23 protein-coding genes are annotated in these 24,818 nt (G+C 69.2%); 9 read left to right on the top strand and 14 right to left on the bottom strand.

Features of this window, described 5'->3' with window-relative positions:
* Nucleotides 1-7: 7 nt before the first annotated feature.
* The gene (locus AC3ENO_RS10195) at nt 8-2,194 is read right to left on the bottom strand and encodes an ATP-dependent DNA helicase RecG (protein WP_434970514.1); all 2,187 of its coding nucleotides are present in this window, start codon (nt 2,192-2,194) and stop codon (nt 8-10) included.
* An 85-nt stretch (nt 2,195-2,279) separates the two neighbouring features.
* Here AC3ENO_RS10195 and rsmD point away from each other — a divergent pair, with 85 nt between their 5' ends.
* On the top strand, nt 2,280-2,873 hold the full coding sequence (gene rsmD / locus AC3ENO_RS10190; protein WP_434970513.1) for a 16S rRNA (guanine(966)-N(2))-methyltransferase RsmD: 594 nt from the start codon (nt 2,280-2,282) through the stop codon (nt 2,871-2,873).
* Here rsmD and thiL read toward each other — a convergent pair.
* A complete protein-coding gene (thiL, locus tag AC3ENO_RS10185; protein WP_434970512.1) occupies nt 2,843-3,826 on the bottom strand; it encodes a thiamine-phosphate kinase in 984 nt (327 codons plus the stop codon). The two genes, rsmD and thiL, sit on opposite strands and share 31 nt — an antisense overlap.
* 33 nt (nt 3,827-3,859) lie before the next feature.
* Between thiL and AC3ENO_RS10180 the strand changes: the two genes are divergently transcribed.
* Nucleotides 3,860-4,339 carry a DUF3515 family protein gene (locus tag AC3ENO_RS10180; protein ID WP_434970511.1) on the top strand — a complete coding sequence of 160 codons (480 nt, stop codon included), beginning with the start codon at nt 3,860-3,862 and terminating at the stop codon, nt 4,337-4,339.
* Nucleotides 4,340-4,341: 2 nt separating this feature from the next.
* On the opposite strand, the gene AC3ENO_RS10175 is transcribed toward AC3ENO_RS10180, so the two are convergent.
* The 7 genes from AC3ENO_RS10175 to AC3ENO_RS10145 all read right to left on the bottom strand — a co-directional run bounded on the left by AC3ENO_RS10175 (nt 4,342) and on the right by AC3ENO_RS10145 (nt 11,956).
* Nucleotides 4,342-5,430 (bottom strand): D-alanine--D-alanine ligase family protein, encoded by a 1,089-nt coding sequence (locus AC3ENO_RS10175; RefSeq protein WP_434970510.1) that lies wholly within the window; start codon nt 5,428-5,430, stop codon nt 4,342-4,344.
* The gene (locus AC3ENO_RS10170; RefSeq protein ID WP_434970509.1) at nt 5,330-6,466 is read right to left on the bottom strand and encodes an NAD(P)H-dependent glycerol-3-phosphate dehydrogenase; all 1,137 of its coding nucleotides are present in this window, start codon (nt 6,464-6,466) and stop codon (nt 5,330-5,332) included. Before AC3ENO_RS10170 ends, AC3ENO_RS10175 begins: the two co-directional genes overlap by 101 nt.
* Complete coding sequence (locus tag AC3ENO_RS10165) at nt 6,456-7,220, bottom strand: lysophospholipid acyltransferase family protein (protein ID WP_434970508.1); 765 nt, start codon at nt 7,218-7,220, stop codon at nt 6,456-6,458. The genes AC3ENO_RS10170 and AC3ENO_RS10165 overlap by 11 nt, the downstream gene beginning before the upstream one ends.
* Before the next feature lies 1 nt (nt 7,221).
* Complete coding sequence (gene murA / locus AC3ENO_RS10160; protein ID WP_434970506.1) at nt 7,222-8,589, bottom strand: UDP-N-acetylglucosamine 1-carboxyvinyltransferase; 1,368 nt, start codon at nt 8,587-8,589, stop codon at nt 7,222-7,224.
* Nucleotides 8,590-8,657: 68 nt separating this feature from the next.
* Complete coding sequence (leuD, locus tag AC3ENO_RS10155; protein ID WP_434970505.1) at nt 8,658-9,254, bottom strand: 3-isopropylmalate dehydratase small subunit; 597 nt, start codon at nt 9,252-9,254, stop codon at nt 8,658-8,660.
* A gap of 1 nt (nt 9,255) precedes the next feature.
* Nucleotides 9,256-10,734 carry a 3-isopropylmalate dehydratase large subunit gene (gene leuC, locus AC3ENO_RS10150; protein ID WP_434970504.1) on the bottom strand — a complete coding sequence of 493 codons (1,479 nt, stop codon included), beginning with the start codon at nt 10,732-10,734 and terminating at the stop codon, nt 9,256-9,258.
* A gap of 136 nt (nt 10,735-10,870) precedes the next feature.
* Entirely contained in the window at nt 10,871-11,956 is a 1,086-nt protein-coding gene (locus AC3ENO_RS10145; RefSeq protein ID WP_434970503.1) for a TerC family protein, read from the bottom strand.
* Between the two features lie 216 nt (nt 11,957-12,172).
* On the opposite strand from AC3ENO_RS10145, the gene AC3ENO_RS10140 reads away from it, so the two are divergent.
* Together AC3ENO_RS10140 and AC3ENO_RS10135 are read left to right on the top strand one after the other, a co-directional pair.
* Nucleotides 12,173-12,730 carry an RNA polymerase sigma factor gene (locus AC3ENO_RS10140; protein WP_434970502.1) on the top strand — a complete coding sequence of 186 codons (558 nt, stop codon included), beginning with the start codon at nt 12,173-12,175 and terminating at the stop codon, nt 12,728-12,730.
* A complete protein-coding gene (locus AC3ENO_RS10135; protein WP_434970501.1) occupies nt 12,727-13,869 on the top strand; it encodes a DUF4349 domain-containing protein in 1,143 nt (380 codons plus the stop codon). The genes AC3ENO_RS10140 and AC3ENO_RS10135 overlap by 4 nt, the downstream gene beginning before the upstream one ends.
* Before the next feature lie 38 nt (nt 13,870-13,907).
* On the opposite strand, the gene AC3ENO_RS10130 is transcribed toward AC3ENO_RS10135, so the two are convergent.
* Nucleotides 13,908-15,059, bottom strand: a complete 1,152-nt coding sequence (locus AC3ENO_RS10130) for an AAA family ATPase (protein ID WP_434970500.1) — start codon at nt 15,057-15,059, stop codon at nt 13,908-13,910.
* A gap of 554 nt (nt 15,060-15,613) precedes the next feature.
* Here AC3ENO_RS10130 and AC3ENO_RS10125 point away from each other — a divergent pair.
* Both AC3ENO_RS10125 and AC3ENO_RS10120 read left to right on the top strand, forming a co-directional pair.
* Nucleotides 15,614-15,931, top strand: coding sequence for a hypothetical protein (locus AC3ENO_RS10125; protein ID WP_195691657.1), 318 nt, complete (start codon nt 15,614-15,616; stop codon nt 15,929-15,931).
* Nucleotides 15,928-16,977 carry a zeta toxin family protein gene (locus tag AC3ENO_RS10120; RefSeq protein WP_195691658.1) on the top strand — a complete coding sequence of 350 codons (1,050 nt, stop codon included), beginning with the start codon at nt 15,928-15,930 and terminating at the stop codon, nt 16,975-16,977. Before AC3ENO_RS10125 ends, AC3ENO_RS10120 begins: the two co-directional genes overlap by 4 nt.
* A gap of 323 nt (nt 16,978-17,300) precedes the next feature.
* Here the strand turns inward: AC3ENO_RS10120 and AC3ENO_RS10115 are convergent, their stop codons facing one another.
* Both AC3ENO_RS10115 and AC3ENO_RS10110 read right to left on the bottom strand, forming a co-directional pair.
* Complete coding sequence (locus AC3ENO_RS10115) at nt 17,301-17,960, bottom strand: arsenate reductase ArsC (protein ID WP_228178110.1); 660 nt, start codon at nt 17,958-17,960, stop codon at nt 17,301-17,303.
* A gap of 5 nt (nt 17,961-17,965) precedes the next feature.
* Nucleotides 17,966-18,643 carry an arsenate reductase/protein-tyrosine-phosphatase family protein gene (locus AC3ENO_RS10110; RefSeq protein ID WP_195694251.1) on the bottom strand — a complete coding sequence of 226 codons (678 nt, stop codon included), beginning with the start codon at nt 18,641-18,643 and terminating at the stop codon, nt 17,966-17,968.
* A 47-nt stretch (nt 18,644-18,690) separates the two neighbouring features.
* On the opposite strand from AC3ENO_RS10110, the gene AC3ENO_RS10105 reads away from it, so the two are divergent.
* Genes AC3ENO_RS10105 through chrA form a run of 3 tightly spaced genes read left to right on the top strand, consistent with a single transcriptional unit; the run spans nt 18,691 to nt 22,016 of the window.
* The gene (locus AC3ENO_RS10105) at nt 18,691-19,386 is read left to right on the top strand and encodes an aquaporin (RefSeq protein ID WP_195691660.1); all 696 of its coding nucleotides are present in this window, start codon (nt 18,691-18,693) and stop codon (nt 19,384-19,386) included.
* Nucleotides 19,383-20,765: an FAD-dependent oxidoreductase gene (locus AC3ENO_RS10100; protein ID WP_195691661.1), complete on the top strand. Its 1,383-nt coding sequence runs from the start codon at nt 19,383-19,385 to the stop codon at nt 20,763-20,765. The genes AC3ENO_RS10105 and AC3ENO_RS10100 overlap by 4 nt, the downstream gene beginning before the upstream one ends.
* A gap of 33 nt (nt 20,766-20,798) precedes the next feature.
* Nucleotides 20,799-22,016: a chromate efflux transporter gene (gene chrA, locus AC3ENO_RS10095; protein WP_195691662.1), complete on the top strand. Its 1,218-nt coding sequence runs from the start codon at nt 20,799-20,801 to the stop codon at nt 22,014-22,016.
* A gap of 23 nt (nt 22,017-22,039) precedes the next feature.
* On the opposite strand, the gene AC3ENO_RS10090 is transcribed toward chrA, so the two are convergent.
* Together AC3ENO_RS10090 and AC3ENO_RS10085 are read right to left on the bottom strand one after the other, a co-directional pair.
* Nucleotides 22,040-22,765 (bottom strand): VIT1/CCC1 transporter family protein, encoded by a 726-nt coding sequence (locus AC3ENO_RS10090; protein WP_195691663.1) that lies wholly within the window; start codon nt 22,763-22,765, stop codon nt 22,040-22,042.
* Nucleotides 22,766-22,874: 109 nt separating this feature from the next.
* On the bottom strand, nt 22,875-24,785 hold the full coding sequence (locus AC3ENO_RS10085) for a heavy metal translocating P-type ATPase (protein ID WP_195691664.1): 1,911 nt from the start codon (nt 24,783-24,785) through the stop codon (nt 22,875-22,877).
* Between the last annotated feature and the right edge of the window lie 33 nt (nt 24,786-24,818).

The following is a 24,818-nucleotide window of genomic DNA, read 5'->3' as shown; positions in this document are numbered from 1 at the left end:
GCCGGGATCAGTTCTTGGCGAGCGCGGCGCGCTCCTGCTGCCCCACTCGCCGCTCGATCTCGTCCGCGAGTGCACGGTGCGCCGACAGGGTCGGGTCATCGTCGAGGACCTGTTCCGCGACTGCCCGGGCGTGGGTGATGAGGTCGGCATCCTTCACGACCCGCAACAGTCGCAGTGACGAACGCGCCCCCGACTGCGCGGCTCCGAGCACATCCCCCTCCCCTCGAAGCTCCACGTCGACCTCGGCAAGGGCGAACCCGTCCACGGTGCCGGCCACCGCCTCGACCCGGGCACGGCCCAGGGTCCCCACCTCGCTCTCCGTCACCAGCAGACACAGGCCCGGCACCGAACCTCGACCGACGCGTCCGCGCAACTGGTGCAGCTGCGAGACCCCGAACCGGTCGGCCTCGAGGATCACCATGGTCGAGGCGTTCGGCACGTCCACCCCGACCTCCACGACGGTCGTGGCCACCAACACATCGATTCGCCCTGCCGCGAAGGCCTGCATCACGGCGTCCTTCTGGTCGGCCGCCATCTTGCCGTGGAGGATCTCGACCGCGAGTGTCTCGAAGGACGGATGCCGAGACAGCAGTTCAGCAACCTGCACGACCCCCCAGCGGGTTCGCTGCCCGCTCGGCGCGCTCCCCTCCGCGGGCGGTGCGTCAGCGACGGGGGCGTCGGCATCGTCGACGGCCGCTGCCCCACTGGCGGCGGCGTCGATGGCTGGGCACACGACGAAGGCTTGGCGACCGGCGGCGACCTCTTCGGCGACCCGCTCCCAGACGCGCGCGAACCACGCAGGTCGATCCGCCACCGGGGCGACGAAGGTCTCGATCCCCGCGCGGCCGGCGGGCATCGAGCGAATCGTGGAGACGTCGAGGTCGCCGAACACCGTCATGGCGACGGTACGCGGGATCGGTGTGGCAGTGAGCACAAGGACGTGCGGTGTCGTCCCCTTGGCACGCAGCGCCTCGCGCTGATCGACCCCGAAGCGGTGTTGCTCGTCGACGACGACGAGCCCCAGGTCCGCGAAGGTGGTCGACTCGCTCAGCAGGGCGTGCGTACCCACGACGATGCGGGCCTGGCCGGATGCCACGCGCAGGGACGCCCGGCGCCGCTCGGCGGCGGTGAGCTGGCCGGTCAGCAGTGTCGGCATGAGTTCGACGGCGAGGTCGGGTCCCAGCATCCGTGCGATGGAGCGCAGATGCTGGGAGGCGAGCACCTCGGTCGGTGCGATGAGCGCCGATTGCCCGCCGCTCTGCGCGACCTGCAGCATCGCCCTCAGCGCGACGAGGGTCTTACCCGAACCCACCTCGCCCTGCACGAGTCGGTTCATGGGCCACTGACCGACCAGATCGAGCGAGATACGGTCACCGACCTCCACCTGATCGGGTGTGCGCGGGAACGGAAGCGACGCGTCGAAGCGCTCCACGAGGGCTCCCGCAGGTCTCGGTGTCGCCCGCAGCGACCGCACGAGCTGGCGCTGCTGCAAGAGTGCCGCCTGCAGCACGAACGCCTCATGCCAGCGCAGCGTCGCCCGGGCAGGCTCGATGTCGTCCATGGCGGCGGGACGGTGAATCCGCTCGAAGGCATCGCCGAACGGCAACAGACCCTCGGCCCGTCGGACATCGGCGGGAAGGGGGTCAGGAACCTCGCCGAGTCCATCGAGGACGAGACCGATGATCTTTGCGATCTGCCAACTCGCGAGCGACGAGGTCGCGGGATAGATCGCAACCGGAACGTTGGCCGTGGCCTCGGCGGTCGCCCGCGCGCTCACCTCGTCATCGAAGAGCTCGTAGTCCGGATGCGTCAGCTGGAGCGTCCCGCGGTACTCCCCCACCTTGCCCGCGAAGACTCCTCGACGGCCCGGCCGCAACTCCTTGGCCCGCCAGGCCTGATTGAAGAACGTGAGCGAAAGCTGACCGTTCCCGTCACTGATCACGACCTCGAGCAGCGAACCGCGGCGGTTCTGCATCCGTCGCTCAGTGGCACTACGCACCTCCGCGACGATCGTCACCGCTTCGCCGACCGGGAGTGACGCGATGGGCGTGAGTTCGCCGCGGCGCGCGTACCGGCGCGGGTAATGCTCGAGCAGGTCGCCGACGGTTCGCATCGCGAACGCGCGTTCGAGCGCCTTCGCGGTCTTTCCGCCGACAGCGCCGTCCAACCGCGACGACAGCGTGAGGGCGACCATGTCCCGAGTCTAGGCAGGACCTCGGACGCGTACTCCTCGATGACAGCACCGACGACGCTGTGTGCGGCGTTTGTACAGTGGAGCCGTGACACGCATCATCGCCGGAGCAGCCGGTTCCCTGGCGCTCGATGTCCCGGCAAGCGGTACTCGGCCGACCAGTGACCGCGTCCGCGAGTCGATCTTCGGCGCGCTCGACGCCGCGAATGCGATCGCCGGAGCCCGCGTGCTCGATCTGTATGCGGGCTCGGGCGCGTTGGGCCTGGAGGCCCTCAGCCGAGGCGCGGCTCAGGTCGAGCTCGTCGAGAAGTCTCCGCGCGCGGCGAGTGTCATCGATCGCAACGCGAGGCGCGTCCAGCACGCCGCCGGCGGGTCGTACCGTGTGCACCGCACGTCGGTGGATGCCTACCTCGCGGTGGTCCGCGAACCGTACGACCTGGTGTTCATCGACCCGCCGTACGACCTCGGCGAAGACGGTCTGCACGAGACGCTGCGACTGCTCGCTCCCGCGCTCGCCCCCGCGTCGCTCACGATCGTCGAACGCGCGGCACGGTCGCCGCAGCCGGTCCTTCCGGACGGTCTCGCCCTCGAGCGGCACCGGCGGTATGGCGATACCGCGGTGTGGTGGCTCACGCCCCGGGAGGGGGCCGATCAGCCCCGAGAGGCATCCCAGTCGCGGTAGGGATCCCACCCGCCGACGCCCTCGAAGGGTACGCCGTCGACGAGGACAGGCGCCTCACCCCGGGCGCGAACCACGCCGATGATCGCGAAGCCGTCGGGGACGGCATCCGTGTGGGGAAACGTGGCGAGCAGCCCGTGGTCTTCGCCGCCGGTCAATGCGTCATCCGGGTGCGGACCAAGGGCCGAGCGGCGCAGGTCGAGGGTGACTCCGGATGCCGCGGCCAGCCGGCCCGCGTCGAGCACCAGCCCGTCCGACACGTCCATCATGGCCGTCGCCCCGGCCTCCGCAGCGCGTACCCCGTCGCGGATCTGCGGGGCAGGTCGCAGCTGGGCATCGATCTCACGGACTTGCTCGTCCGTGAGGCGGGACCGGTCCACCGGCACCGGCTGACCGTCGGCACCCCGGAACGCGTCGAAGAGCAGACGGAGGCCGCGTGCGGCAGAACCGAGCCGGCCCGAGGCGGCAACCACGTCTCCGACACGGGCGCCCGAACGGCGCACGGGTGAGCGGCCGTCGAGCGTGCCCAGCGCCGTCACAGCGATCGTGAGCACGTCCGAGACGGTGAGGTCGCCTCCCTCGACCACGCACCCGGGCGCGAGCGCGTCGCAGCCGGCACGCAGACCGCGGGCGAGGTCGACGACGAACGAGAGTCGCGTGTCATCGGGCATCGCGAGCGCAATGAGCAGTGATGTCGGTGTGGCCCCCATCGCGGCGACGTCCGCGAGGTTCACCGCCGCCGCTTTCCAGCCCAACTCGAATCCGCTCGACCACGCGAGCCGAAAATCGGGACCGTGAACCAGGGTGTCGACCGTCGCGACGACGCGGCCGTCGGGCGCCGACAGCACCGCGGCGTCGTCGCCGGGGCCCACCTCCGCGCCGGAGGGGCCCAACTCTCGCAGAATCGCGGACAGCACCTCTCCCTCAGAAAGCTCACCGACCGTCGAATCGCGCATCGCTCCACGCTACCGCGGCGGTAGATTGGACCAATGCCTCTCGCCCGACGCGCCCCCGCCGCGTTCGCGCTTGGTGGGGCGATCCTTCTGCTTCTCGCCGCGTGCAGCACGACCGTGTCGCTGCAGCCGGCGCCGGATGCGAACAACCCCGCCTGCGCGGATGTGACGGTCCGGTTTCCGAAGACGCTCGACGGCTTCGATCGCCGCTGGACGGATGCGCAGTCCACCGGCGCGTGGGGCAGCGGCGCCAGCGACATCATCGTCGCGTGCGGCGTCGAGGTGCCGGGGCCGACGACGCTCCCCTGCTCGACAGTCGGCGGCGTGGACTGGATCGTCGATGACTCGGATGCCCCGTACTACCGCATCACCTCGTTCGGCACTGACCCTGCCGTCGAGGTATACCTCAACAGTGAGACGGCCTCGAGCGCAGAGGTGCTCGATGTGCTCTCGAACATCATCGTGCAGACGCTTCCTGTGAACGGCCTGCAGTGCACCGAGCAGGTCGGCGGCTGAGATCAGCCCCGAAGGAGCGCCGTATCCAACAGGTCGCTGATCAGCTCCGTGTAGGTCATTCCGGAAGCGATCCAGCACTTCGGGAACATCGAAATCGGCGTGAACCCCGGCATCGTGTTCAGCTCATTGACATAGATCGCCTCGGGCGTCAGGAAGAAGTCGACGCGTGCCAGGCCCCGCCCACCGACAGCGTCGAAGGCACGCACTGCCACCTCCTGCAGCGCCGCGATCTCGTCCTCCGTCAGGGACGCCGGACACACGACCTCGGCGCCGTCTCCGCCGAGGTACTTGCCTTCGAAGTCGTAGAACTCCCGCGCGGTCAGCACGATCTCACCGGGAAGCGACGCCCTCGCCGGCGCGCCGCCCGGCGTCTCGAGGACGGCGACCTCGATCTCGCGGCCGACGATCGCGGTCTCGACCAAGGCCTTGTCGTCCTCGGCGAGCGCGAGCTCGACAGCAGCGTCGAACTCGTCCCAGTCATGGACCTTCGAGACACCGACGCTGGAACCGGCGCGCGAAGGCTTGACGAAGTTCGGGACCCCGAGCGCGCGCGCCGCTCGGCGTGCGGCATCCGGATCCGCCGCCCAGCCGTCTCGGGAGATCGTCACCCACGGCGCGACGGTGACTCCGGATGCCTGCAGCACGATCTTCATGAAGTGCTTGTCCATGCACAGCGCCGAGTCCAGCACCCCGCCGCCCGCATAGGGAATCCGCAGGGTGTCGAGAAATCCCTGCACGGTGCCGTCCTCCCCGTGCACACCATGCAGAATCGGCAGCACCACGTCGATCTCCCCGAGCGACTGGACCGTACCGTCTTCCCGCCGCACGCGAAGGACACGATCGGCACCGCCCTCGGGCCACAGCACCCGGGTGCCGTTGTCGACGACGTCGGGAAGGTGGGCAGCATCCAGAGCGAACTTGTCGGGGTTGTCCTCCTCGAGGACGAAGACGCCGTCGCGGGTGATGCCGACCGGAATCACCCGGAACCGGTCACGATCGAGGGCCCGCAGCACCCCGCCCGCCGTGACGGAGCTGATCGAGTGCTCGCTGGAGCGACCGCCAAACAGCACCGCCACCGTCGCCTGTGCCATTCTGCGTCCTCTCACCCTGGGGTTCGTCGTCATCGGTTGTCAGGTGCGGCGCGATGTCCTTGGGGTTCATCGTGCCGTCCAGAACCATCTTCACCTGCTCCACGATCGGCATGTCGACACCGGCCTCCGCCGCAAGCGACAGGATCGGGGCGACGGATGCGAGACCCTCAGCGGTCTGCTCCATCTGCTTGACGACATCCTGGAAGCTGTAGCCCTGGCCGAGAAGGCGACCGGCGGTGTTGTTGCGGCTCAGCGGCGACTGGCACGTCGCGATCAGATCGCCGAGCCCCGCCAGCCCCTGCAACGTCTCGGGGTGCGCGCCCTGGGCGACCGCGAAATCCGTCATCTCGACGAGCCCGCGCGTGATGATGGATGCTTTCGTGTTCTCGCCGTACCCCACCCCGTCGACGATCCCGATCGCCACGGCGATGAGATTCTTGAGCACCCCGCCGAACTCGGTACCGATGACATCGGTGTTCACGAAGGTCCGGAAGTACGCGTTCCGCGCGCGACGGGCGACAGCATCCGCGGTCTCCTGACTCCGGGAGGCGATCACCGCCGCGGTCGGTTGTTCCTTCGCGATCTCGAGGGCGAGGTTCGGGCCCGACGCGACCGCGATGAGATCGGGATCGCAGCGCAACTCCTGCTCGATCACCTGACTCATCCGCAGACCGCTCTTGCGTTCGACACCCTTCATGAGCGATACGACCGGCACCGAGGTGCCCTCGATGAGCGGGCGGATCGCCTTGAGGTTTTGCCGCAGAGCCTGACTGGGCACGGAAAGGTAGATCTGCTCGGCGCCCGAGAGCGCCTCCTCGAGGTGCGAGGTCGCCGTCACGTGGCGGGGGAGGTTGATCCCCGGCAGGTAGTGGCTGTTGCGCTTGGCCTCGGTGATCTCGGTGGCAAGCTCCGGGCGTCGCGCCCACATCGTGACGCGCGCGCCGCCGTCGGCGAGGACTTTGCCGAAGGTCGTCCCCCAGCTGCCGGCGCCGACCACCGCGACCCGCGGCCTGGCGGCATCCTCTCTACGACTCAAGACGCCCGGTCTCCTTCTGCCCATGAGATGCCGGATCCCACCGTTCGGCGGGCGCGGGCTCACCCCGCAGTTCGCTCTCGAGACGGGCGATCTCCGCCATCAACAGGTCGGTTGCCGCAACGAGCGCGGATGCCTCTCGGGTCCGGCCCGCGAAGGCGGACAGGTCGAGTGCGTCGCCGACGCGCACGCGCACGCGCTTTCTCAGCGGCCACAGACTGAGCTTTCCGTAGCGCGGCAGGATTTCCTGCACACCCCAGTGCGCAACCGGGATGAGCGGAATCTCACCCGCCAGCGCAAGCCGCACAGCCCCTGTCTTTCCGCGCATCGGCCACAGGTCCGGGTCGCGGGTGAGGCTGCCCTCGGGGTACACGATCACCCCGCGACCTTCGGCGACGAGGTGCTCGGCCTGGGCCATGGTCTGCTTGGCCGCGCCCGCCGACGACGCCCTCGCGACGGGGATCATGCCGGTTGCCCGCAGGACCGCGCCCAGGACGGGGACCGAGAACAGGCTCTCCTTCGCCATGAACCTCGGCGCCCGACCCATCCCCCACACGGCACGCGCGACGATGATCGGGTCGAACTCGCTCATGTGATTCGGTGCGAGCACGAAGGCTCCCTCGCGCGGAAGCTTGTGTCCGTCCTGGATCTCGACGCGAGCGACGATGCCCAGCAGCGGCACAACGATCGCCGCCAGCGGCCAGAAGACGCTGGGCCGCGTCTTCTCCGAGGAGGCTCGCGGTTTCGGGTCGCCCATGTCAGCCGACGATATCGAAATCTGCACCGAGCGCCGACAGCTTCGTGAAGAGCTTCTCGTAGCCGCGGCTGAGGATCCCGACCCCCCGGACGGTGGACTCGCCGTTGGCCGTCAGCGCGGCGATGAGGTGACTGTAGCCGCCCCGCAGATCGGGAACCACGACATCGGCGCCGTGGAGCGGCGTCGGACCTGTCACGACAGCTGCCTGCTCGAGAGCGCGGCGCGGCACGCGGCGGTAGGGCGCGACGAGGCCGTCGGCGTGGACGACGATGCTCGCACCCATCTTGTTCAGAGCATCCGTGAACCCGAACCGGTTCTCGTACACGGTCTCGTGGACGACGGACTCGCCCTCTGCCTGGGTGAGCGCGACGATCAGGGGCTGCTGCCAGTCGGTCATGAACCCGGGGTGCACGTCCGTTTCGACGATCACGGGCTTGAGTGGTCCACTGCGACGGAACTGGATGCCGTCCTCGCGCACATCGAACCATCCGCCGGCCTTGCGGTAGATGTTCAAGAACGTCAGCATCTCCTGCTGCTTGGCGCCCTCGACGAAGATGTCTCCGTCGGTCGCGAGCGCAGCCGACGCCCAGGACGCGGCCTCGTTGCGGTCGAAGATGCACCGGTGGTCGTAGCCGGAGAGCGCATCGACGCCCTCGATGAGGATGACGCGATTGGGCTCGTAGGAGATGATCGCGCCCATCTTCTGCAGCACCGCGATCAGATCCATGATCTCGGGTTCGATCGCGGCCCCGCGTAGCTCCGTGACACCCCTGGCGCGCACCGCCGTCAGGAGCACCTGCTCAGTCGCCCCAACACTCGGGTACGGCAGATCGATGTTCGCTCCGTGAAGCCCCTCCGGGGCCGAGAGACGGATGCCGGTCGGCAACTTCTCCACGATGGCACCGAACTGGCGGAGCGCATCCAGGTGGAAGTTGATCGGGCGATCGCCGATACGGCACCCACCGAGGTCGGGAATGAACGCCTCACCGAGCAGGTGCAGGAGAGGGCCGCAGAACAGGATCGGGATACGCGATGCGCCCGCGTGCGCGTCGATCTCTTCCATGTGTGCCGAGACGGCATCCGTCGGGTCGAGCACGAGCGAGCCGGGCTCGGATCCGTCGGCAACCCGCACACCGTGAACCTCCAGGAGCGAGCGGACGACACGAACATCGCTGATCTGAGGGACATCACGCAACGTGCTCGGAGAGTCGCCCAGGAGGGAGGCCACCATCGCTTTGGTTGCGAGGTTCTTGGCACCGGTCACGGTCACCCGCCCCCGCAGAGGACGCCCGCCGCGGACGAGGAGCACTTCGCCGGCCGGTTCCGTTGCTGCCGCCCGCGCGGCGTCGTCGCTCAGAAGCGTCTTCATCCGGGATGAACCTCACTTACGTCTCGACATCGGCGGGGCGATCGGCCTCGCGGTGCCTCGGTGGGTGGCTACGGAACGGGGAGGGTGCGCGGCCGCCAGGATGCGCGGCGCGACTCGAACTGCGTGATCGCTTCCTCGTTACGCAGTGTCAACCCGATATCGTCGAGTCCCTCCAGGAGCCGCCACCTAGTGTAATCGTCGATGTCGAAATCAACCTGGAGGTCACCCAGCGTCGCGCGGCGGGCGTCGAGGTCGACCGTCATCTGCGCTCCGGGGTTCGCGTCGGTCGCGGCCCAGATCGCTTCGAGATCGCTTTCGCTGATCACCCCCGTGAGCAGGCCTTGCTTGCCCGAGTTGCCACGGAAGATGTCGGCGAACTTGGGGCTCAGCACGACGCGGAACCCGTAGTCGCGCAGCGCCCAGACGGCATGCTCACGGCTGGAGCCGGTGCCGAAGTCGGGTCCGGCAACCAGAATCGATGCCCCGGCGAACGCGGGCTGATTCAGAACGAACTCGGGGTCCTGACGCCAGTTCGCGAACAACGCGTCCTCGAATCCCGTCTTGGTCACTCGCTTGAGGTACACCGCGGGGATGATCTGGTCGGTGTCGACGGCTGAGCGCTTCAGTGGCGCGACGACACCCGTATGCGTGATGAACTTCTCCATGTCAGGCCTCCGCTGCGCTGGTAGCTACCGCTTGGTTGAGCGGTTCGAGATCGCTCGGGCTGGACAGCGTGCCTCGCACGGCTGTGGCAGCCGCGACGAGCGGCGACACCAGGTGAGTACGTCCGCCCTTGCCCTGCCGTCCCTCGAAGTTGCGGTTTGAGGTCGATGCGCACCGCTCTCCGGGAGCGAGCTGATCAGGGTTCATCCCCAGACACATGGAACACCCCGCAAAGCGCCATTCCGCACCGAACTCGGTGAAGATCTTGTCCAGACCCTCGGCTTCTGCCTCCAGCCGCACGCGAGCAGAGCCCGGCACGACCATGACGCGCACGCCCTCCGCCTTGGTACGGCCCTTGATGATGGATGCGAAAGCGCGGAGGTCCTCGATGCGGCTGTTGGTGCACGATCCCATGAAGACGGCATCCACGGCGACATCCTTCAGCGGTGTGCCGGGAACCAGATCCATGTACTCGAGGGCGCGTTCGGCGGCGGCACGTTCGTTCGGGTCCGTGAACGACTCAGGCGCGGGAACGCGGTCGCTCAGCGAGACGCCCTGGCCGGGGTTGGTACCCCAGGTCACGAAGGGCTCGAGCTCGTTCGCATCGATGAAGACCTCGGCGTCGTAGACGGCGCCTTCGTCGCTGGGAAGGGTGCGCCAGTAGGCGACCGCGTCGTCCCAGTCCTGCCCCTTAGGGGCGTGCGGACGACCCTTGAGGTATGCGAACGTCGTCTCGTCGGGGGCGACCATTCCCGCGCGGGCACCGGCTTCGATCGACATGTTGCAGATCGTCATCCGTCCCTCCATCGAGAGGGCGCGGATGGCGGAGCCGCGGTACTCGAGCACGTAACCCTGGCCGCCGTTGGTGCCGATCTTCGCGATGACGGCGAGGATGATGTCCTTGGCGGTGACGCCGGGCTTCAGCTCGCCCTCGACCGTGATCGCCATCGTCTTGAAGGGCTTCAGCGGCAGTGTCTGGGTGGCCAGCACGTGCTCGACCTCGCTCGTACCGATCCCGAAGGCCATCGCTCCGAACGCACCGTGCGTGGAGGTGTGGGAGTCGCCGCAGACGACCGTGATACCGGGCATCGTGAGACCGAGCTGCGGACCCACGACGTGGACGATCCCCTGCTCTTTGTCACCGAGCGAGTGCAGGCGCACACCGAACTCCTCGGCGTTGCGGCGCAGGGTTTCGATCTGGGTGCGGCTTGTGAGATCCGCGATCGGCTTGTCGATGTCGAGCGTCGGGGTGTTGTGATCCTCGGTCGCGATCGTGAGATCGAGCCGGCGGACGGGACGTCCCTCGGCCCGCAGCCCGTCGAAGGCCTGCGGACTGGTCACCTCGTGCACGAGGTGCAGGTCGATGTAGATGAGGTCGGGCTGACCGTTCTCGCCCTTCACGACCAGGTGGTCGTCCCAGACCTTCTCGGCCAGAGTGCGGGGGTGTTCGGGAATGCCGACGTCGATGGTGGATTCGCTCATGAGTTCTTTCGTTCCAGGGAAATGTGGTTCAAGCCCGCGACGAAACTCCGCGACGGGGATGGCCTGAGAACTAGGACCCGTCGCGGCCGCTAAGAAGAACGCGAGCGATCCGCATGCGCTCAGACTACCACCGGCGTCAGGGCGTGCCGTCGGAACGCTCGACGGTCGAGGGCGTGCCCTTCTCGTCGGCGACCGAGGATGCCGCATCCACAGGGTTGTGCGGCGCGGGAGCCACTCCCGCGCGACGCTCCCGGGCAGATGCCGCCAGGCTCGCGACGGTCGCGACGATCATCGACACCACGATGACGCCGAGCGACACGAACGTCGAGATCTCGGGAGCCCATTCGATCGGCTCTCCCCCGTTGATGAACGGCAGCTCGTTGACGTGCATCGCGTGCAGGAAGAGCTTCACACCGATGAAGGCCAGGATGAAGGCGATGCCGTAGTGCAGATAGCGCAGGCGATCGAGCAGGTCGCCCAGCAGGAAGTAGAGCTGACGCAAACCCATGAGAGCGAAGATGTTCGCGGTGAACACGATGAACGCGCTCTGCGTGATGCCGAAGATCGCGGGAATCGAGTCGATCGCGAAGATCAGATCGGTCACGCCGATCGCGGCGAACACGATGATCATGGGCGTGAACATCCGCTTGCCGTCGACGGTCGTACGAATCTTCGCGCCGTCGTAGTGGTCGCTGATGTCGACCGTGCGGCGGATGAGCCGCACCACGAAGTTCTCCTTCTTGACCTCGTCATCGTGACCTGCGCCCGGGAACGCCTGCCGGTAAGCGGTCCAGACCAGGAACGCCCCGAAGACATAGAAGACCCAGCTGAAGTTCTCGATGATCGCGGCGCCGGCGAGGATGAACAGACCGCGCAGCACAAGGGCGATGATGATGCCGACCATCAGCACTTCCTGCTGATACCGCCGCGGTACCGCGAACTGACTCATGATCAGCACAAAGACGAACAAGTTGTCGATCGACAGGCTGTACTCGGTGAGCCACCCGGCAACGAACTGACCCGCATATTCGCCGCCGGCGATCAGCCACATGAGGCCCGCGAAGATCAGCGCGAGGGTCACATAGAAGACAACCCACAGGGTCGATTCCCGCGTGGACGGGATGTGGGGCCGCTTCAAGATGATGAGCAGGTCGGCCACAAGGATCAGCGTCAGCGCGACGAGCGAACCGATCTCGAACCAGAGCGGGAGGGTGAGATCCACGGGAGCCTTTCGCGGCAGGAGGGCATTGCGGTCACCGAAAGTCTCTCCCCCGCGTGTCGCGGTGCGCGCCCGGGGCAGTCGGCCCGTGATGACGAACGCGCAAGAACGGGATACTCCCTCTCGCCGCTCCAGGATACGTGAGACGAATGGCCGGATGCCGACACTGACCGAGTGAGAGACAATGAGGCGCGCCGATGGACGGTGCGAGGGGTAGCGATGACCGATGCAGTGACCACGGGTGACGCCGAGCTCGTCGCCCGCGCCGCCGGCGGCAGCGAGCAGGCCTTCCGCATGCTCTATCGGGCCTACGTCCGACCGGTGTACTGGATCGCCCACCGTCTCCTCGGCGATTCCTCGGATGCCGAGGATGTCGTTCAGGAGACCTTCGTCGTCGCATGGCGCAAGCTTCCGGAGCTCGATCTGGCGTCGGAGTCGCTGCTGCCGTGGCTGGCGACGATCTGCCGATTCCAGTCGGCGAACCGGATGCGCGCGCAACGGAAAGACCGCGATCACACCGGGCCCGTCGTGGATGAAACCATCCCGGCGATGGTGGACGTCGAGCAGCAGGTGATCGACCAGGAGTACCTCCGCCTGATCGCCGCAGAGATCGCCACCCTCTCGGACACCGACCGCGAGATCCTTCGCCTATGCGCTGCCGAGGGCTACGCGTACAGTGCGGCAGCCGAACAGCTCGGCATCCCGCACGGATCGGTCCGTAACCGTCTCTCCCGCATCCGCACGCGTCTGCGGACCGTTGCCAAGGAGAGCACATGAACACCCCGACCCTCCCCCCGTCCGGCGCCGACGACCAGCCGGATGCCGGTACGACTCCCGTCCTGCCGCCGTTGACCGATGATCGCGTCCAAGCGATGGAGGACCGGGTCTTCACGACCATCGAGCGGGAGCGCGCGGCATCCGTTCGCCGTTCGGCACGCCGCGGGCGCCTCTGGATGACCGGTGCGGCGGCCGCCGCGGTGGTCGCTGTCGCGGCGATCATCTCGCCGGCGGTGCTTGCTGGGCTCAACGGCACGAACGAGAGTGGAGCGACCGGCGGCGTCATGTCCGCCGACATGTCGACCGATGGCGCAATGCCAGGCGGAGAGGTGATGCTCACCGACGGAACGGTGGTCGATGGTGCCGATGTCTCGGGCCAGTCCGAGCTGCGCGCGGAGGGCGCCGACTCGGCGATCGACGAAACCGGTCGGGCGATCATCGCGTCCTCGTCGGCGACAGTCGTCGTCGACGACGTTCGGGCGGCTGCCGAACAGATCGCGGCCGTCGCCGATGGGCGCGGCGGTTACGTCGAGTCACTGAGCATCGGATCCGGGTATTCCGGTGTCCCCGTCGACCTCGCCGACCCGAGCGTCGCGGTCACGAACGGGTGGATCACCGTCCGGGTTCCGGCCGACGAGCTCGCCTCCGCCATGGCCGATCTGGAGCAGATCGGCGAGGTGACGGCATCTTCGATCGACCGCTTCGATGTCACCGATCAGGTCGTCGATCTGCAGGCGCGGGTGGAGGCGGCGCAGGCATCCGTTGACCGGCTGCTCGAACTGATGGCACAGGCGGGGTCGGTCTCTGACCTCCTCGCCGCCGAGTCCGCCCTCGCCGAACGCCAGGCGACCCTCGAGTCGTACCAGCAACAGCTGGAGTCGCTCGAGGACCAGGTCGCGATGTCGTCGCTGAGCGTGTCGCTCACGGTGCGGCACGAATCCGTGGACGCCAACCCCGCGGGCTTCTGGGATGGTCTCGTCGCCGGCTGGAACGGACTCGTGGCGACGCTCAACGGCGTCGTGGTCGCCCTCGGCTTCCTGCTTCCCTGGATCGCGGTGGTCGCGGTCATCGGCGGCGTCGTATGGGGCATCGTCGTCCTGGTACGCCGGTCACGCCGAGGTCCGCGCGCAGACTCCTGATCCGCCGGGATGTCGCCGCCCTGCGGCAGGCGAGCAGATCACCGGGTCGGCCATGCCCAGGACGGGGCGTCGAGGGGACCCTGACCCTGGACGCGGGTCTCGCCGTCGACCTTCTCGAGAACGTGTACTGCCGCGCCCGAGCGCTCGAGGGCGGCCACCAGCGGTGCCGAATGGGAGACGACGATGATCTGGGACCTGGTCGCCGCGTCCACGAGCATGCCCGCGAGAGGCTCCAGGATGCTCGGATGCAGGCTGGTCTCGGGTTCGTTGACCGCCATGAGCGCGGCGGGTCGCGTGCTCATGAGGGCGGCCACCCACACCAGGTAGCGGAGCGTGCCGTCCGACAGCTCCGCCGCGCTGAGCGCTCTCAGCATTCCCGGTTGGCGCAGCGAGAGCTCGAAGCGGCCACCATGGTCGGTGATCTGAAGCCGACTCCCCGGCAGGGCGCGGTCGATCGATGCCGCAAGCGCTGCGGGATCTCCCTGCTCGCGAATCGTCTGCAGCGCGGAGGCGAGATCGCTGCCGTCAGACGCGAGAATCGGGGTGCGTGTGCCGATCGCCGGACGGCGAGCGGGGGCATCCGCATCGGTGCGCACCGAATCGTAGAACCGCCAATCGCGCAGACCAGATCGCAGTTCCAGGAGGTCGGGGGTCACGTCCGGATCGCCGAACTCTGCCAGCATGCTCTCCCACGGTGCCAGCGCACGCTGGATCGTGAGCCACCCGGCGCCGGTGCGGGTGCGAACGATCGCGCCGCGCCGTTCGCTGATCAGGGAGCCACTGCGCAGTACCGGACCGCTCCAGAGGGCCTCCGCCTTGATCTCCGGGTCGGCGCCAAACATGGTCTGCGACGGGATGGGCATGCCGAGATCCATCGCGTACCCGAAGCCGTCGGCATCCGTTCCGAAGCCCAGGCGAAGCGCGACCGGCCGGCGCCGTACTGTTCCCTGCACGGGTCCGCTGGCGGGTGCACCTGACTCAGGTCCCGCCCAGAGCGTGCCGGGAAACCCGCCCTCCGCGGCCAGCGCACGGATCGCCCCGTCGCGCGCCGCCGCGCCCAGCAGCCGCAGCGACCGGTACAGACTCGACTTGCCGCTGCCGTTGGCTCCCGTCACCACCGTGAGCGGGGAGAGGGGGACGACCAGGCTGCGAAGGGAACGGTAACCGTCGATCGCGAGCGTGGTGAGCACGCCGTCAGCCTACGCGCGGCCCCCGACGACGCGCGGAGCCTCCGGCGGCGTGAGCCCGCCCGTCCACAGATTCCCCCGCAACAGCAAGCGCCGGCAACAGCAGAAAGCCCGGCACAAGGCCGGGCTTTCTGCTGTTGGTGACCCCAGCGGGATTCGAACCCGCGTTACCGCCGTGAGAGGGGAATAGGCTCCCCCGGAACTGCGTGCCCGACCCGGTTCTGCCCTGTGTTTACTGGGGTTCCGCGTGCGTCGAGTGCGTCGCGGAAAGTCCTGTCGTCAGCGTTCGTTGCCAAAATGTTGCCACGTTTGCGCCCCTCCAGAGGCGGGTAATCCTGGTGCCTCTGCGCGCCTGCCGAGTGTGCCGAGTAGCGAACTCACGTTCCCGCGCCTGACCCGCTCTACCAGCTTGCGGGGTCGTGGCGGATGCCGCAACACCACGTCGCTGCGCTCGGATGTTGCACCCTCCGTCCCGACCCGCGAACAGCAGGGAGCGGGTCCGGGGCGGGAGCGGACCGGGGAGGTAGAATGAGCAACGACGAAGCAGAGGTGATCCCATGAGCGTGACGATTCCGAGCGCGATCCCGGCCGAGTCCCTGCGCGCCTGGTACGACGACGAGCCCCGCGTGAGCGATGTGGCCCTCTACGACATGACCGCCCAGGGCGCGACCACCCTGGCCTCCGTCCTGATCGAACGGCAGCTCGCCACGACCGACGAGCGCGAGCGCGAGTATTGGGCCGCGCGGGTGCGCCTGGTGAACCAGCAGCGCACGGCGCTGGACCCCGACGACCGGCTCGGGCTGATCGCCCAGCAGCAGGCATGGCTCGATGAGATCGACGCCCTGACCGGCCAGGCGAGCCGCCGGATCGCGTGACCGAACCCGTCGCCTCCGACGAGGCGCGGCTGCGGCAGGTGTTCGACGCCACCGCGCGGCAGGCGATCTTCCCGCCGGTCCCGACCGGCGACCGGCTCCTGGTACTGCTCGGCGGCCAGCCCGCCGCGGGCAAGACGAGGGCGCAGGCGGCGATCCTCGCGGAGCACCCCGAGCTGGTGTCCATCACCGGGGATGACCTGCGCGCCTACCACCCCGGCTACCGGGATCTCGCGGTGAACGACCCGCTGGCGATGCCGGCCGCGACCGCGCCAACCTCCAGCGGGCTCATCCGCCTCGCCCTGGACCATGCGATCGAGCACGGCTACCCGGTGCTGCTGGAAGGCACCTTCCGCGATCCAGCGATGGTCATCGACACCGCGGCCCGGTTCGCGGAGGCCGGTTACCGGGTCGAGGTCGTCGCCGTCGCCATGCCCGCCCCGGTGTCGCGCCTGGCCGCGGAAGAACGGTTCCTGCGCGCCCGGCGCGGCGAGGTCGGCCGCTGGACCCCGCCCGAGGCGCACGAGACGGCGCTGGCCGGCTCACCCGAGGTCGTGGCCGCGCTGGAGGCCCTGCCCGCCGTCGCCCGCATCCAGGTCTACACCCGCGACCGCCGCCTCTACGACAACCGCCGCACCGAATCCGGCGCATGGGAGCACGAGCCCCACGCGGCCGAGGTGCTGCGCAGCGAGCAGACCCGAGAGCTCACCCCGGTCGAGGCCGTTGCCTGGCTCGCGGACTACGGCGCCGTATTCGGCGCCGCTCACGCCCGGCGCGGCTACCTCAGTCCGAGGACCGCGTCGGCCTACCGGCGGCTGCAAGACGACGCCGCCCGCATGATCGAGCTGGCCGCCTCCGACCCCAGTGCCGACGTGCGGGCGCTGGAAGAGCAGCAGACCCACCGCCGGATCGCACTGAAGGTCGCCGTGCCCGAGCCGCCGGGGATCGTCGGACGGATCGGGCAGACCCTTCGGCGCTCACTCCCGCCCTATCGTCCAGCTCCGTCGCGTGACGCGCCCGGTAACGAACCACCGAGCATCGGACGCTGAGAAGACGCCTATCGTTCCCCCACTCACGACGACGACGTGGGAGTAGAACTGTTCGACACCCCTGTCCCCGCCGGATCACGAAAGCACGTTCTGGCCCGTAAAACACGGGCGAGTCGCCGGGTGGCCGCGTGGACAACTCCCTCAGGATTCACGGACCTACGCGGTCGGTAGCACATGAGAACGAGCCTGCCGAGACGCCGCCAAACCCGATACCCGAGTCTGCGCGATCGCGCCGGATGTCACAAGCCGGTTCGGGCATTGCGGCCTCCGCCCCGACCCCGCGACTGGCAGGGAGCGGGTCCGGTGCTTGTGGAAGTCGACTGTCAGGCGCGGGAGGGGACGCCGAGTTCGGCCAGCAGGTTCAGCACGCGGCGCTCGATCTCGTCGCGCACCGGCCGCATCCCGTCCGGGGTCCAGCCCGCGGGATCGGGTAGCGTCCATTCCTCGTACCGCTTGCCGGGGAAGATCGGGCAGGCGTCGCCGCAGCCCATCGTGATCACCGCGTCCGCCGCCCGCACGATCTCGTCGGTCCAGGGCTTGGGGAACTCGCCGGCGATGTCGATGCCCCGTTCGGCCATGACCTGAACGGCGACCGGGTTGATCTGCTCGCCGGGCTCGGAGCCGCCGGACCAGCCGATCGCCCGGTCGCCGGCGTGGTGCTGGAAGAAGCCGAGGGCCATCTGCGAGCGGCCGGCGTTGTGGACGCACAGGAACAGCACGGTCGGCGTGCCCGTCAGGTGCATCCCGTCGACCTTGGCGAGCGCGCGCAGCCGCTGCCGGGCGAACTTCTCGGTCAGCAGCGGCAGATAGGTCGGCACCGTCGCACGGGCGGCGAGGTCGGTGTAGGAGGCGTGCAGGAAACGGTCGATCGTCTCCCGCCCGAAGGTGCCCTCGAACTCCCGCGTCAGGCGCTCGGCGCTGGTGGCGAGGCCCGCTTCCTGGTCGATGGTGATCGTCGCGTGGCGCTCGTGCTCGTCTGGCATCGTCGTCATCCCTTCGTCGTGGTCAGCCGGGGCGCGAGGCTCTGGATGCGGGCGGCGATGTCCTCGAACGCCGCGTCGAAGGCGGCGTCCGTCCCGTCGCGCACCGGGTCCGGCACCGACCAGTGCACGCAGCCGGCGTCGCCGAGTTCTTCGTGCGCGGTGTCGCACACGGTCACCACGAAATCGTCCGCGCCGAGCACGTCGTCCAGCGCGCGCGGGGCGCGGGCTCGCAGGGTGAGGCCGTGTCGGTCCGCGGCGGCGATCGCGCCCGGCTCGATCTGCGCGGCCGGGTGCGTGCCGGCCGAGGCCACCGGGATATCGCTGCTGCCGTGCCAGAGCGCAGCGGCGAGCTGGGATCGGGCCGAGTTGCCGGTGCAGACGAACACCACCCGCCGCACCCCGAGCATCGGGGAAGGGGTGAGGCCGTCGAGCGCGCCGGGCGCGAGGTGGAGGTAGGTGCGGCGCCGGTCGGCCTCCGACCGCGTCCGCACGATCAGCCCTGCCTGTTCGAGCTGGTTCAGGTGATGGGCGAGCAGGCTCGATGAGACACCCAGCTCGCCTTGCAGCTCGACCGGGGCGACATCGCCCAGGGTGAGCAGGTCCACGATCCGCAGCCGCACAGGATCGGCCAGCGCCGCATACCGCGCGACCCGACCCGCAAGGCAAGTTTCCTCAATGTTCATTACCTCAAGTTTGACTGAGCGAACCGGATTCGTCAAGATGGGCAGCGATGAACACCACCACGACCGAGGCCGTCCCGCTGTGGCGGCGTGCTGCCGCTGAGCTGCTGGGCGCCGGCCTGCTGGTGACGGTCGTGGTCGGTTCCGGCATCGCCGCCTCGCGTCTCTCGCCCGGCGATGTGGGCTTGCAGCTCCTGGAGAACTCGATCGCCACCGCGCTCGGCCTGACCGTCCTCATCCTGATCTTCCAGCCCGTCTCCGGCGCGCACCTGAACCCGGTCGTCACCCTCGCCGACCGCGCCCTCGGCGCACGGCACGGCGGCGGCGAGATCGCCGTCTACGCTGGCGCTCAGATCGTCGGCGGCATCGGTGGGGCGCTGCTGGCGAACCTCATGTTCGCCGTGCCGGCCGCGCTGTCGGTGACCGACCGGGCGGCACCGGGGCAGGTGCTCGGCGAGGTCGTCGCCACCGCCGGGCTGATCCTCACGATCTTCGCCCTGGCTCGCACCGGCCGCGCGGCGCTGGTCGCCCCGGCGGTCGGTGCCTACATCGGCGCCGCGTACTGGTTCACCTCGTCCACCTCGTTCGCCAACCCCGCCGTGACCATCGGCCGGATCTTCACCGACACCTTCGCCGGCATCGCCCCGACCTCCGCGCTGTGGTTCCTCGCCGCCCAGGTCGTCGGCGCGGTCGTCGGCGTCGGGCTTGTGTTCCTGCTGTTCCCGAATCGAAAGGCCCAGCCATGACCCATCTGATCGCCATCGGCGGCTCCGACGCCGGTATCTCCGCCGCGCTCCGTGCCCGCGAACTCGACCCGACCACCGACGTGACGGTGGTGGTGGCGGACGAGTACCCGAACTTCTCCATCTGCGGCATCCCCTACTACTTCACTGGCGAGGTCGCCCCGTGGCAGTCGCTCGCGCACCGCACGAGCGCTGACTTGGAGGCCACCGGGATGCGGCTGCGGCTCAACACTTTCGCCACGGGCATCGACGTCGCCGGGCAGCGGCTCACTGTCCGCACCCCGGACGGCATCTTCGAGGATCTGGCCTACGACGAGCTGATCGTCGGCACCGGCGCGCTCCCGTCCCACGCCGGCATCGCCGGCCTCGATGCGCTGACCCCGGAGGACGGGGTGCATGTCATTCATTCGATGGGTGACACTTTCGCCCTCGACCACGACCTCACTACCCGGCAGCCGCAGTCTGCGATCATCGTCGGCGCCGGCTACGTCGGCCTGGAGATGGCCGAAGCCTTCATCACCCGCGGGATGCAGGTCACCCAGCTCCAGCGCGGACCCGAAGTGCTCTCCACCCTCGACCCCGAGCTCGGCGCCCTCGTCCGCGACGAACTCACGACGCATGGCGTCGAGGTCGTCACCGGCTCGACCGTGACCGGGATCGAGAAGACCCCGGTCGGGCTCACCGTCACCGGCACCCGCGACGGGCAGCCCTTCGCACAGACCGCGGACCTCGTGCTCGTGGTCGTCGGGGTGCGGCCGAACACCGAGCTGCTCGAGCAGGCCGGAGCGAGCCTCGGCGCGGGCCGCGCCGTCGTGGTCGATGAGCACATGCGCACCGGGCTCCCGCACGTCTGGGCCGCCGGCGACGGCATCATCACGCATCACCGCCTCCTCGGCGCGACCTATCTGCCGCTGGGGACGACCTCGCACAAGCAGGGCCGCATCGCAGGAGAGAATGCTCTCGGCGGCGACCGAGCCTTCGCGGGGTCGGTCGGCACCCAGGTCGTCAAGGTCTTCGACCTCGTCGCCGCCCGAACCGGCCTGCGCGACCACGAGGCGATCGCCGCCGGCTACGCGGCAGCAACGATCACCGCGGCCGCGGACGACCACAAGCGGTACTACCCCGGTGCCCACCCGATCCACTTCCGCATCACCGGGGACACCGGCGACGGGCGTCTGCTCGGCGCGCAGCTCGTCGGGCGGCGCGGCACCGAGGTCGCCAAGCGGGTCGACACCTTCGCCACCGCCCTCTATGCCGGGTTGACCATCGGGCAGTTCGATGACCTCGACCTCTCCTACACCCCGCCGCTCGGCTCTCCGTGGGATGCCGTGCAGCTCGCGGCGCAGGCGTGGTCGGCCGCGAATGCCAGGGTGCTGGTCTAGTGAGCGTCAAGTGACTGGGGCAGACTGAGCGCGATGAGCCTTTCCCCCTCGACCGGCGGGCGCCGCCACCCCGGCACGGTCGGAGAGGTGTTCCTCGTGTTCCTGCGCCTGGGACTGACCTCCTTCGGCGGCCCGGTCGCGCACCTGGGGTACTTCCGCGAGGCGTTCGTGGAGCGGCGCAAGTGGCTGGGCGACCGCGCCTACGCGGACCTGGTGGCGCTGTGCCAGTTCCTGCCCGGCCCCGCATCCAGTCAGGTCGGCATGGCGATCGGGCTGCAGCGCGCAGGGTTCGGCGGGCTGCTGGCGGCGTGGGCGGCGTTCACCCTGCCGTCGGCGATCCTGCTGGTCGCGTTCGCCTACGGGGTCACGGCGCTCGGTGACCTGTCCGGCGCCGGATGGATTCACGGGGTGAAGGCCGCCGCGGTCGCGGTCGTCGCCCACGCCGTGCTGGGCATGGCGAGAACCCTCACCCCGGACGCGAAGCGGGCCACGATCGCCGTGGCGGGCATGATCGTCGTCCTGCTCGTCCCGAGCGCGTTCGCACAGGTCGCCGTGATCGCCGCCGCGGGAGTCGTCGGGCTGGTGTGGCTGCGCCCGCAGGCCGCCACGGCATCGGAGTCGGAGCCATTCGTCGTGCGGGTGCCTCGCTGGGCCGCGATCGGGAGCCTGGCCTTTTTCGTGATCCTGCTCGCGGGCCTCCCCCTGCTCGTGTCCGCCACTGAGAACGGGGCGGTACGCTTATTCGACGTGTTCTACCGGGCTGGGGCACTCGTGTTCGGCGGCGGTCACGTCGTGCTGCCGCTGCTGGAGGCCGGGACCGTGCAGACCGGCCTCGTCGACCACGACGTGTTCCTCGCCGGCTACGGTGCCGCGCAGGCGGTCCCCGGTCCCTTGTTCACCTTCGCCGCCTACCTCGGCGCCGCGACTACCAGCCCGCCGTCCGGGCTGCTCGGCGCCGCGATCGCGCTGGTCGCGATCTTCCTCCCCGCGACACTGCTCGTGGTCGGGGTGCTGCCGTTCTGGGACCGGCTGCGTCGCGCTCCACTCGCGCAGCGGGCGCTCATGGGCGTGAACGCCGGCGTGGTGGGGATCCTCGCCGCAGCGCTCTACACGCCGGTGTTCACCGAAGGGGTCACATCGGTCGCGGCCCTCGGGATCGCCGCCGCCGGGTTCGTCGCCCTGACCTCGTGGAAGGCGCCGGCGTGGGCGGTCGTCATCGCCGCGGGCCTCATCGGCTGGGCCGTACTGTGAGCAAGGGGTGAGTCCGCGCCGCCTCAGCCGACGACCGTGCCGAACAGGGAGCCGACCAGGAAGGTCGCTCCCAGGGCGAGCGCACCGCCGATCACCAGGCGCACCACGGCCCGCCACCGATGAGAGCCGCCGATCCAGGCCGCGACGTATCCGGTGACCGCCAGGGCGAGGAGCACGGCAACGAAGGTCCACACGATGCGCGCCGGGTGCGGCAGCAGCAGGATCGTCAGCAGCGGCAGCACGGCGCCGATCGTGAACGCGATCAGCGAGGCGAAGGCGGCGTGCCAGGGGCTGACGACGTCCTCCTGGTCGATGTTCAGCTCGAGCGCCAGGTGGGCCTTGAGCGCGTCGCGCTCGGTCAGCTCCGTCGCCACCAGGCGGGCGGTTCCGGGGGTGAGGCCCTGCTCCTCGTAGAGCCCGACCAGCTCCTCGAGCTCGACCTCGGGATCCTCCTCCAGCTCGCGCCGCTCCTTCTGGATGAGAGCCCGCTCGCTGTCCCGCTGGCTGGACACCGAGACGTACTCGCCGAGCGCCATTGAGATAGCCCCGCCGACCAGGGCCGCGGCCCCCGCCAGCAACACTGGCGTGACCTCCGCTGTCGCTCCGGCGACACCGACGACGACCGCCGCCGTGGACACGATCCCGTCGTTCGCTCCCAGCACTCCTGCGCGCAGCCAGTTGAGTCGCTGCGCGAGCCCCGTTGCGTGAGGCTCGCCGGAATGCCGGTATGGAGGGGATTGCGTCGTCACGGCTCCTCACGGTAGTTCGGTAGTTCTCCTGCCGCCAGGAAGGAGAGGCAACCCTGCACCTCGGCTCTTCGCCCGCAGATTCCAGTCGTGGTGCTCGGGTTTCAGAGCGTCACACGCGGTGCGAGTCGGACTCCGTGTCGGATCGGCGTGACGGCGGCGGTGCGGCAGCGGGGAGTCCGCTCGGCGGGCCGCCCAGCGCGCGGAGCGCGTAGAGGATCGTGGCGAGGTCCACGAGCTCCTGCGTGAGAGCGCCGGCGACGGCGGGGATGGCGCCCGTCATGGCGATGACCATGAGGACCACGCTGAGACCGATGCCGAGCCATATCGCCGTCAGCGCGACGCGAAGCGTGTGCCGCCCGATCGACACGGCGTCGACCACCTTGCTGAGCGAGTCGACAAGGATCACCACGTCAGCGGCATCGCCGGCCGCGGTCGCGCCTTTCGCGCCCATCGCAACGCCGATGTCGGAGGCGGCCAGCACCGGGGCGTCGTTCACCCCGTCGCCGACCATCATCACGGGTCGTGGATGCAGGTCGGCCGCGAGATGAACCTTCTCTGGCGGAAGGAGCTCGGCATGCACCTCGTCGATCCCGGTCTGCCGCGCGATCGATTCGGCTGTCGCACGAGTGTCTCCCGTGAGCATGACGATCCGTTCGACACCGTTCGCGCGCAGCCACGACACCACCGCGACGGACTCCGGGCGGGGATCGTCGGCGAGCACGAGGACGCCGGCGAACCGGCCGTCGATGGCGACGTAGGCCGCGGCCTCGCCCGTCGTCAGGTCTGCGCGCACCGTGTCGGCCGCCACTGACGCGACGTAGGAGGGCTTCCCCACGACGACCGTTCGCCCCCCGATCACCGCGGTCACACCATTCGTGGCGACCTCACTGGCCTCCTCGGCCGCGAGAAGGTCGATGCCGCGCTCGACCGCGGCCCGGCGGATGCTGTCTGCGAGCACATGCGACGAGTACTGTTCAGCAGACGCGGCGAGCTGCAGCAGTTCGCCCGCCTCGAAGCCGCCGACAGGGCGAACGTCAACGAGGGTCGGCTGGCCCTGCGTCAGCGTTCCGGTCTTGTCGAAGGCCGCGGACTGCACTCGGGCGAGCTGTTCTACGACACCTCCGCCCTTCATGATCACGCCGGCCTTCGCGGCCCGCGAGAGCCCGCCGAGGAACGCGACCGGTGCAGCGATCAGCAGCGGGCACGGCGTCGCTAGCACCAGCACCTCAGCGAAGCGCGTCGGATCGCCCGATACCGCCCACGCTATGCCGGCCAGGGCGAGCGAGACGGCCGTGAAGGGGATCGCAAACCGATCCGCGAGCCGCACGACGGGCGCACGCGAGTCCTCCGCGGCACGCACGAGCGCGACGATCTGCTGGTACTGACTGTCCGCGCTGCGCCGCACCGCCCGGATCCGCACCGCCCGGTTCCCGTTGATAGCGCCGGAGAGCACGTCGCTGCCCGCCTCACGAGTCACCGGCAGACTCTCCCCAGTGAGCGACGATTCGTCGAACGTGCCGCTCTCGGTGAGCAGGATGCCGTCGACCGGCACGATCTCGCCCGGCCGCACCAGCAGCACATCATCGATCCCTACGTGCTCGACCGCGACATCCTGCACCTCGTCCGAGTCCGACGCATGCTCGTGAGTGAGAACATGCGCGGTGCGCGGCGATCGGTCCAGCAGCGCGGTGAGGTCGCGCCTGGCCCGCCGGGCGGCGAAGTCCTCCAACGCTTCACCGCCGGAGAGCATCAAAACGATGATGAGCGACGCGATGTACTCGCCCACGGCGAGGGTTGCGACCATCGCCACCACCGCGAGGATGTCGAGCCCGACATGCCCGCGAAGCACATCACGCACCATCCGAACCAGCGTCCACACGACGAACGCTCCGACGTAGGCCGTCGCCGTCCACCGTCCCACCGCATCCGCTCCGACGGCGTGGAGGACCACGACCGCGGCGAGCACCACGACGGTGACCGAGATGATCGGGTATCGCCACAGCGGCCGCAGCAAGCGCATACGTCTCAGCCTTGTCGACTGCTGCACTCGCCG

Source organism: Microbacterium sp. bgisy207 (genome assembly GCF_057706855.1).
This window is presented reverse-complemented; position numbering and strand designations above follow the sequence as displayed.

Excerpts from the sequence above, each read along its gene's own strand:
- AC3ENO_RS10195 (WP_434970514.1), bottom strand. The coding sequence starts at position 2,194 with ATGGTCGCCCTCACGCTGTCGTCGCGGTTGGACGGCGCTGTCGGCGGA.
- thiL (WP_434970512.1), bottom strand. The coding sequence starts at position 3,826 with ATGCGCGATTCGACGGTCGGTGAGCTTTCTGAGGGAGAGGTGCTGTCC.
- AC3ENO_RS10180 (WP_434970511.1), top strand. The coding sequence starts at position 3,860 with ATGCCTCTCGCCCGACGCGCCCCCGCCGCGTTCGCGCTTGGTGGGGCG.
- AC3ENO_RS10175 (WP_434970510.1), bottom strand. The coding sequence starts at position 5,430 with ATGGCACAGGCGACGGTGGCGGTGCTGTTTGGCGGTCGCTCCAGCGAG.
- AC3ENO_RS10165 (WP_434970508.1), bottom strand. The coding sequence starts at position 7,220 with ATGGGCGACCCGAAACCGCGAGCCTCCTCGGAGAAGACGCGGCCCAGC.
- murA (WP_434970506.1), bottom strand. The coding sequence starts at position 8,589 with ATGAAGACGCTTCTGAGCGACGACGCCGCGCGGGCGGCAGCAACGGAA.
- leuD (WP_434970505.1), bottom strand. The coding sequence starts at position 9,254 with ATGGAGAAGTTCATCACGCATACGGGTGTCGTCGCGCCACTGAAGCGC.
- leuC (WP_434970504.1), bottom strand. The coding sequence starts at position 10,734 with ATGAGCGAATCCACCATCGACGTCGGCATTCCCGAACACCCCCGCACT.
- AC3ENO_RS10140 (WP_434970502.1), top strand. The coding sequence starts at position 12,173 with ATGACCGATGCAGTGACCACGGGTGACGCCGAGCTCGTCGCCCGCGCC.
- AC3ENO_RS10135 (WP_434970501.1), top strand. The coding sequence starts at position 12,727 with ATGAACACCCCGACCCTCCCCCCGTCCGGCGCCGACGACCAGCCGGAT.
- AC3ENO_RS10125 (WP_195691657.1), top strand. The coding sequence starts at position 15,614 with ATGAGCGTGACGATTCCGAGCGCGATCCCGGCCGAGTCCCTGCGCGCC.
- AC3ENO_RS10115 (WP_228178110.1), bottom strand. The coding sequence starts at position 17,960 with ATGCCAGACGAGCACGAGCGCCACGCGACGATCACCATCGACCAGGAA.
- AC3ENO_RS10110 (WP_195694251.1), bottom strand. The coding sequence starts at position 18,643 with ATGAACATTGAGGAAACTTGCCTTGCGGGTCGGGTCGCGCGGTATGCG.
- AC3ENO_RS10105 (WP_195691660.1), top strand. The coding sequence starts at position 18,691 with ATGAACACCACCACGACCGAGGCCGTCCCGCTGTGGCGGCGTGCTGCC.
- AC3ENO_RS10100 (WP_195691661.1), top strand. The coding sequence starts at position 19,383 with ATGACCCATCTGATCGCCATCGGCGGCTCCGACGCCGGTATCTCCGCC.
- chrA (WP_195691662.1), top strand. The coding sequence starts at position 20,799 with ATGAGCCTTTCCCCCTCGACCGGCGGGCGCCGCCACCCCGGCACGGTC.
- AC3ENO_RS10085 (WP_195691664.1), bottom strand. The coding sequence starts at position 24,785 with ATGCGCTTGCTGCGGCCGCTGTGGCGATACCCGATCATCTCGGTCACC.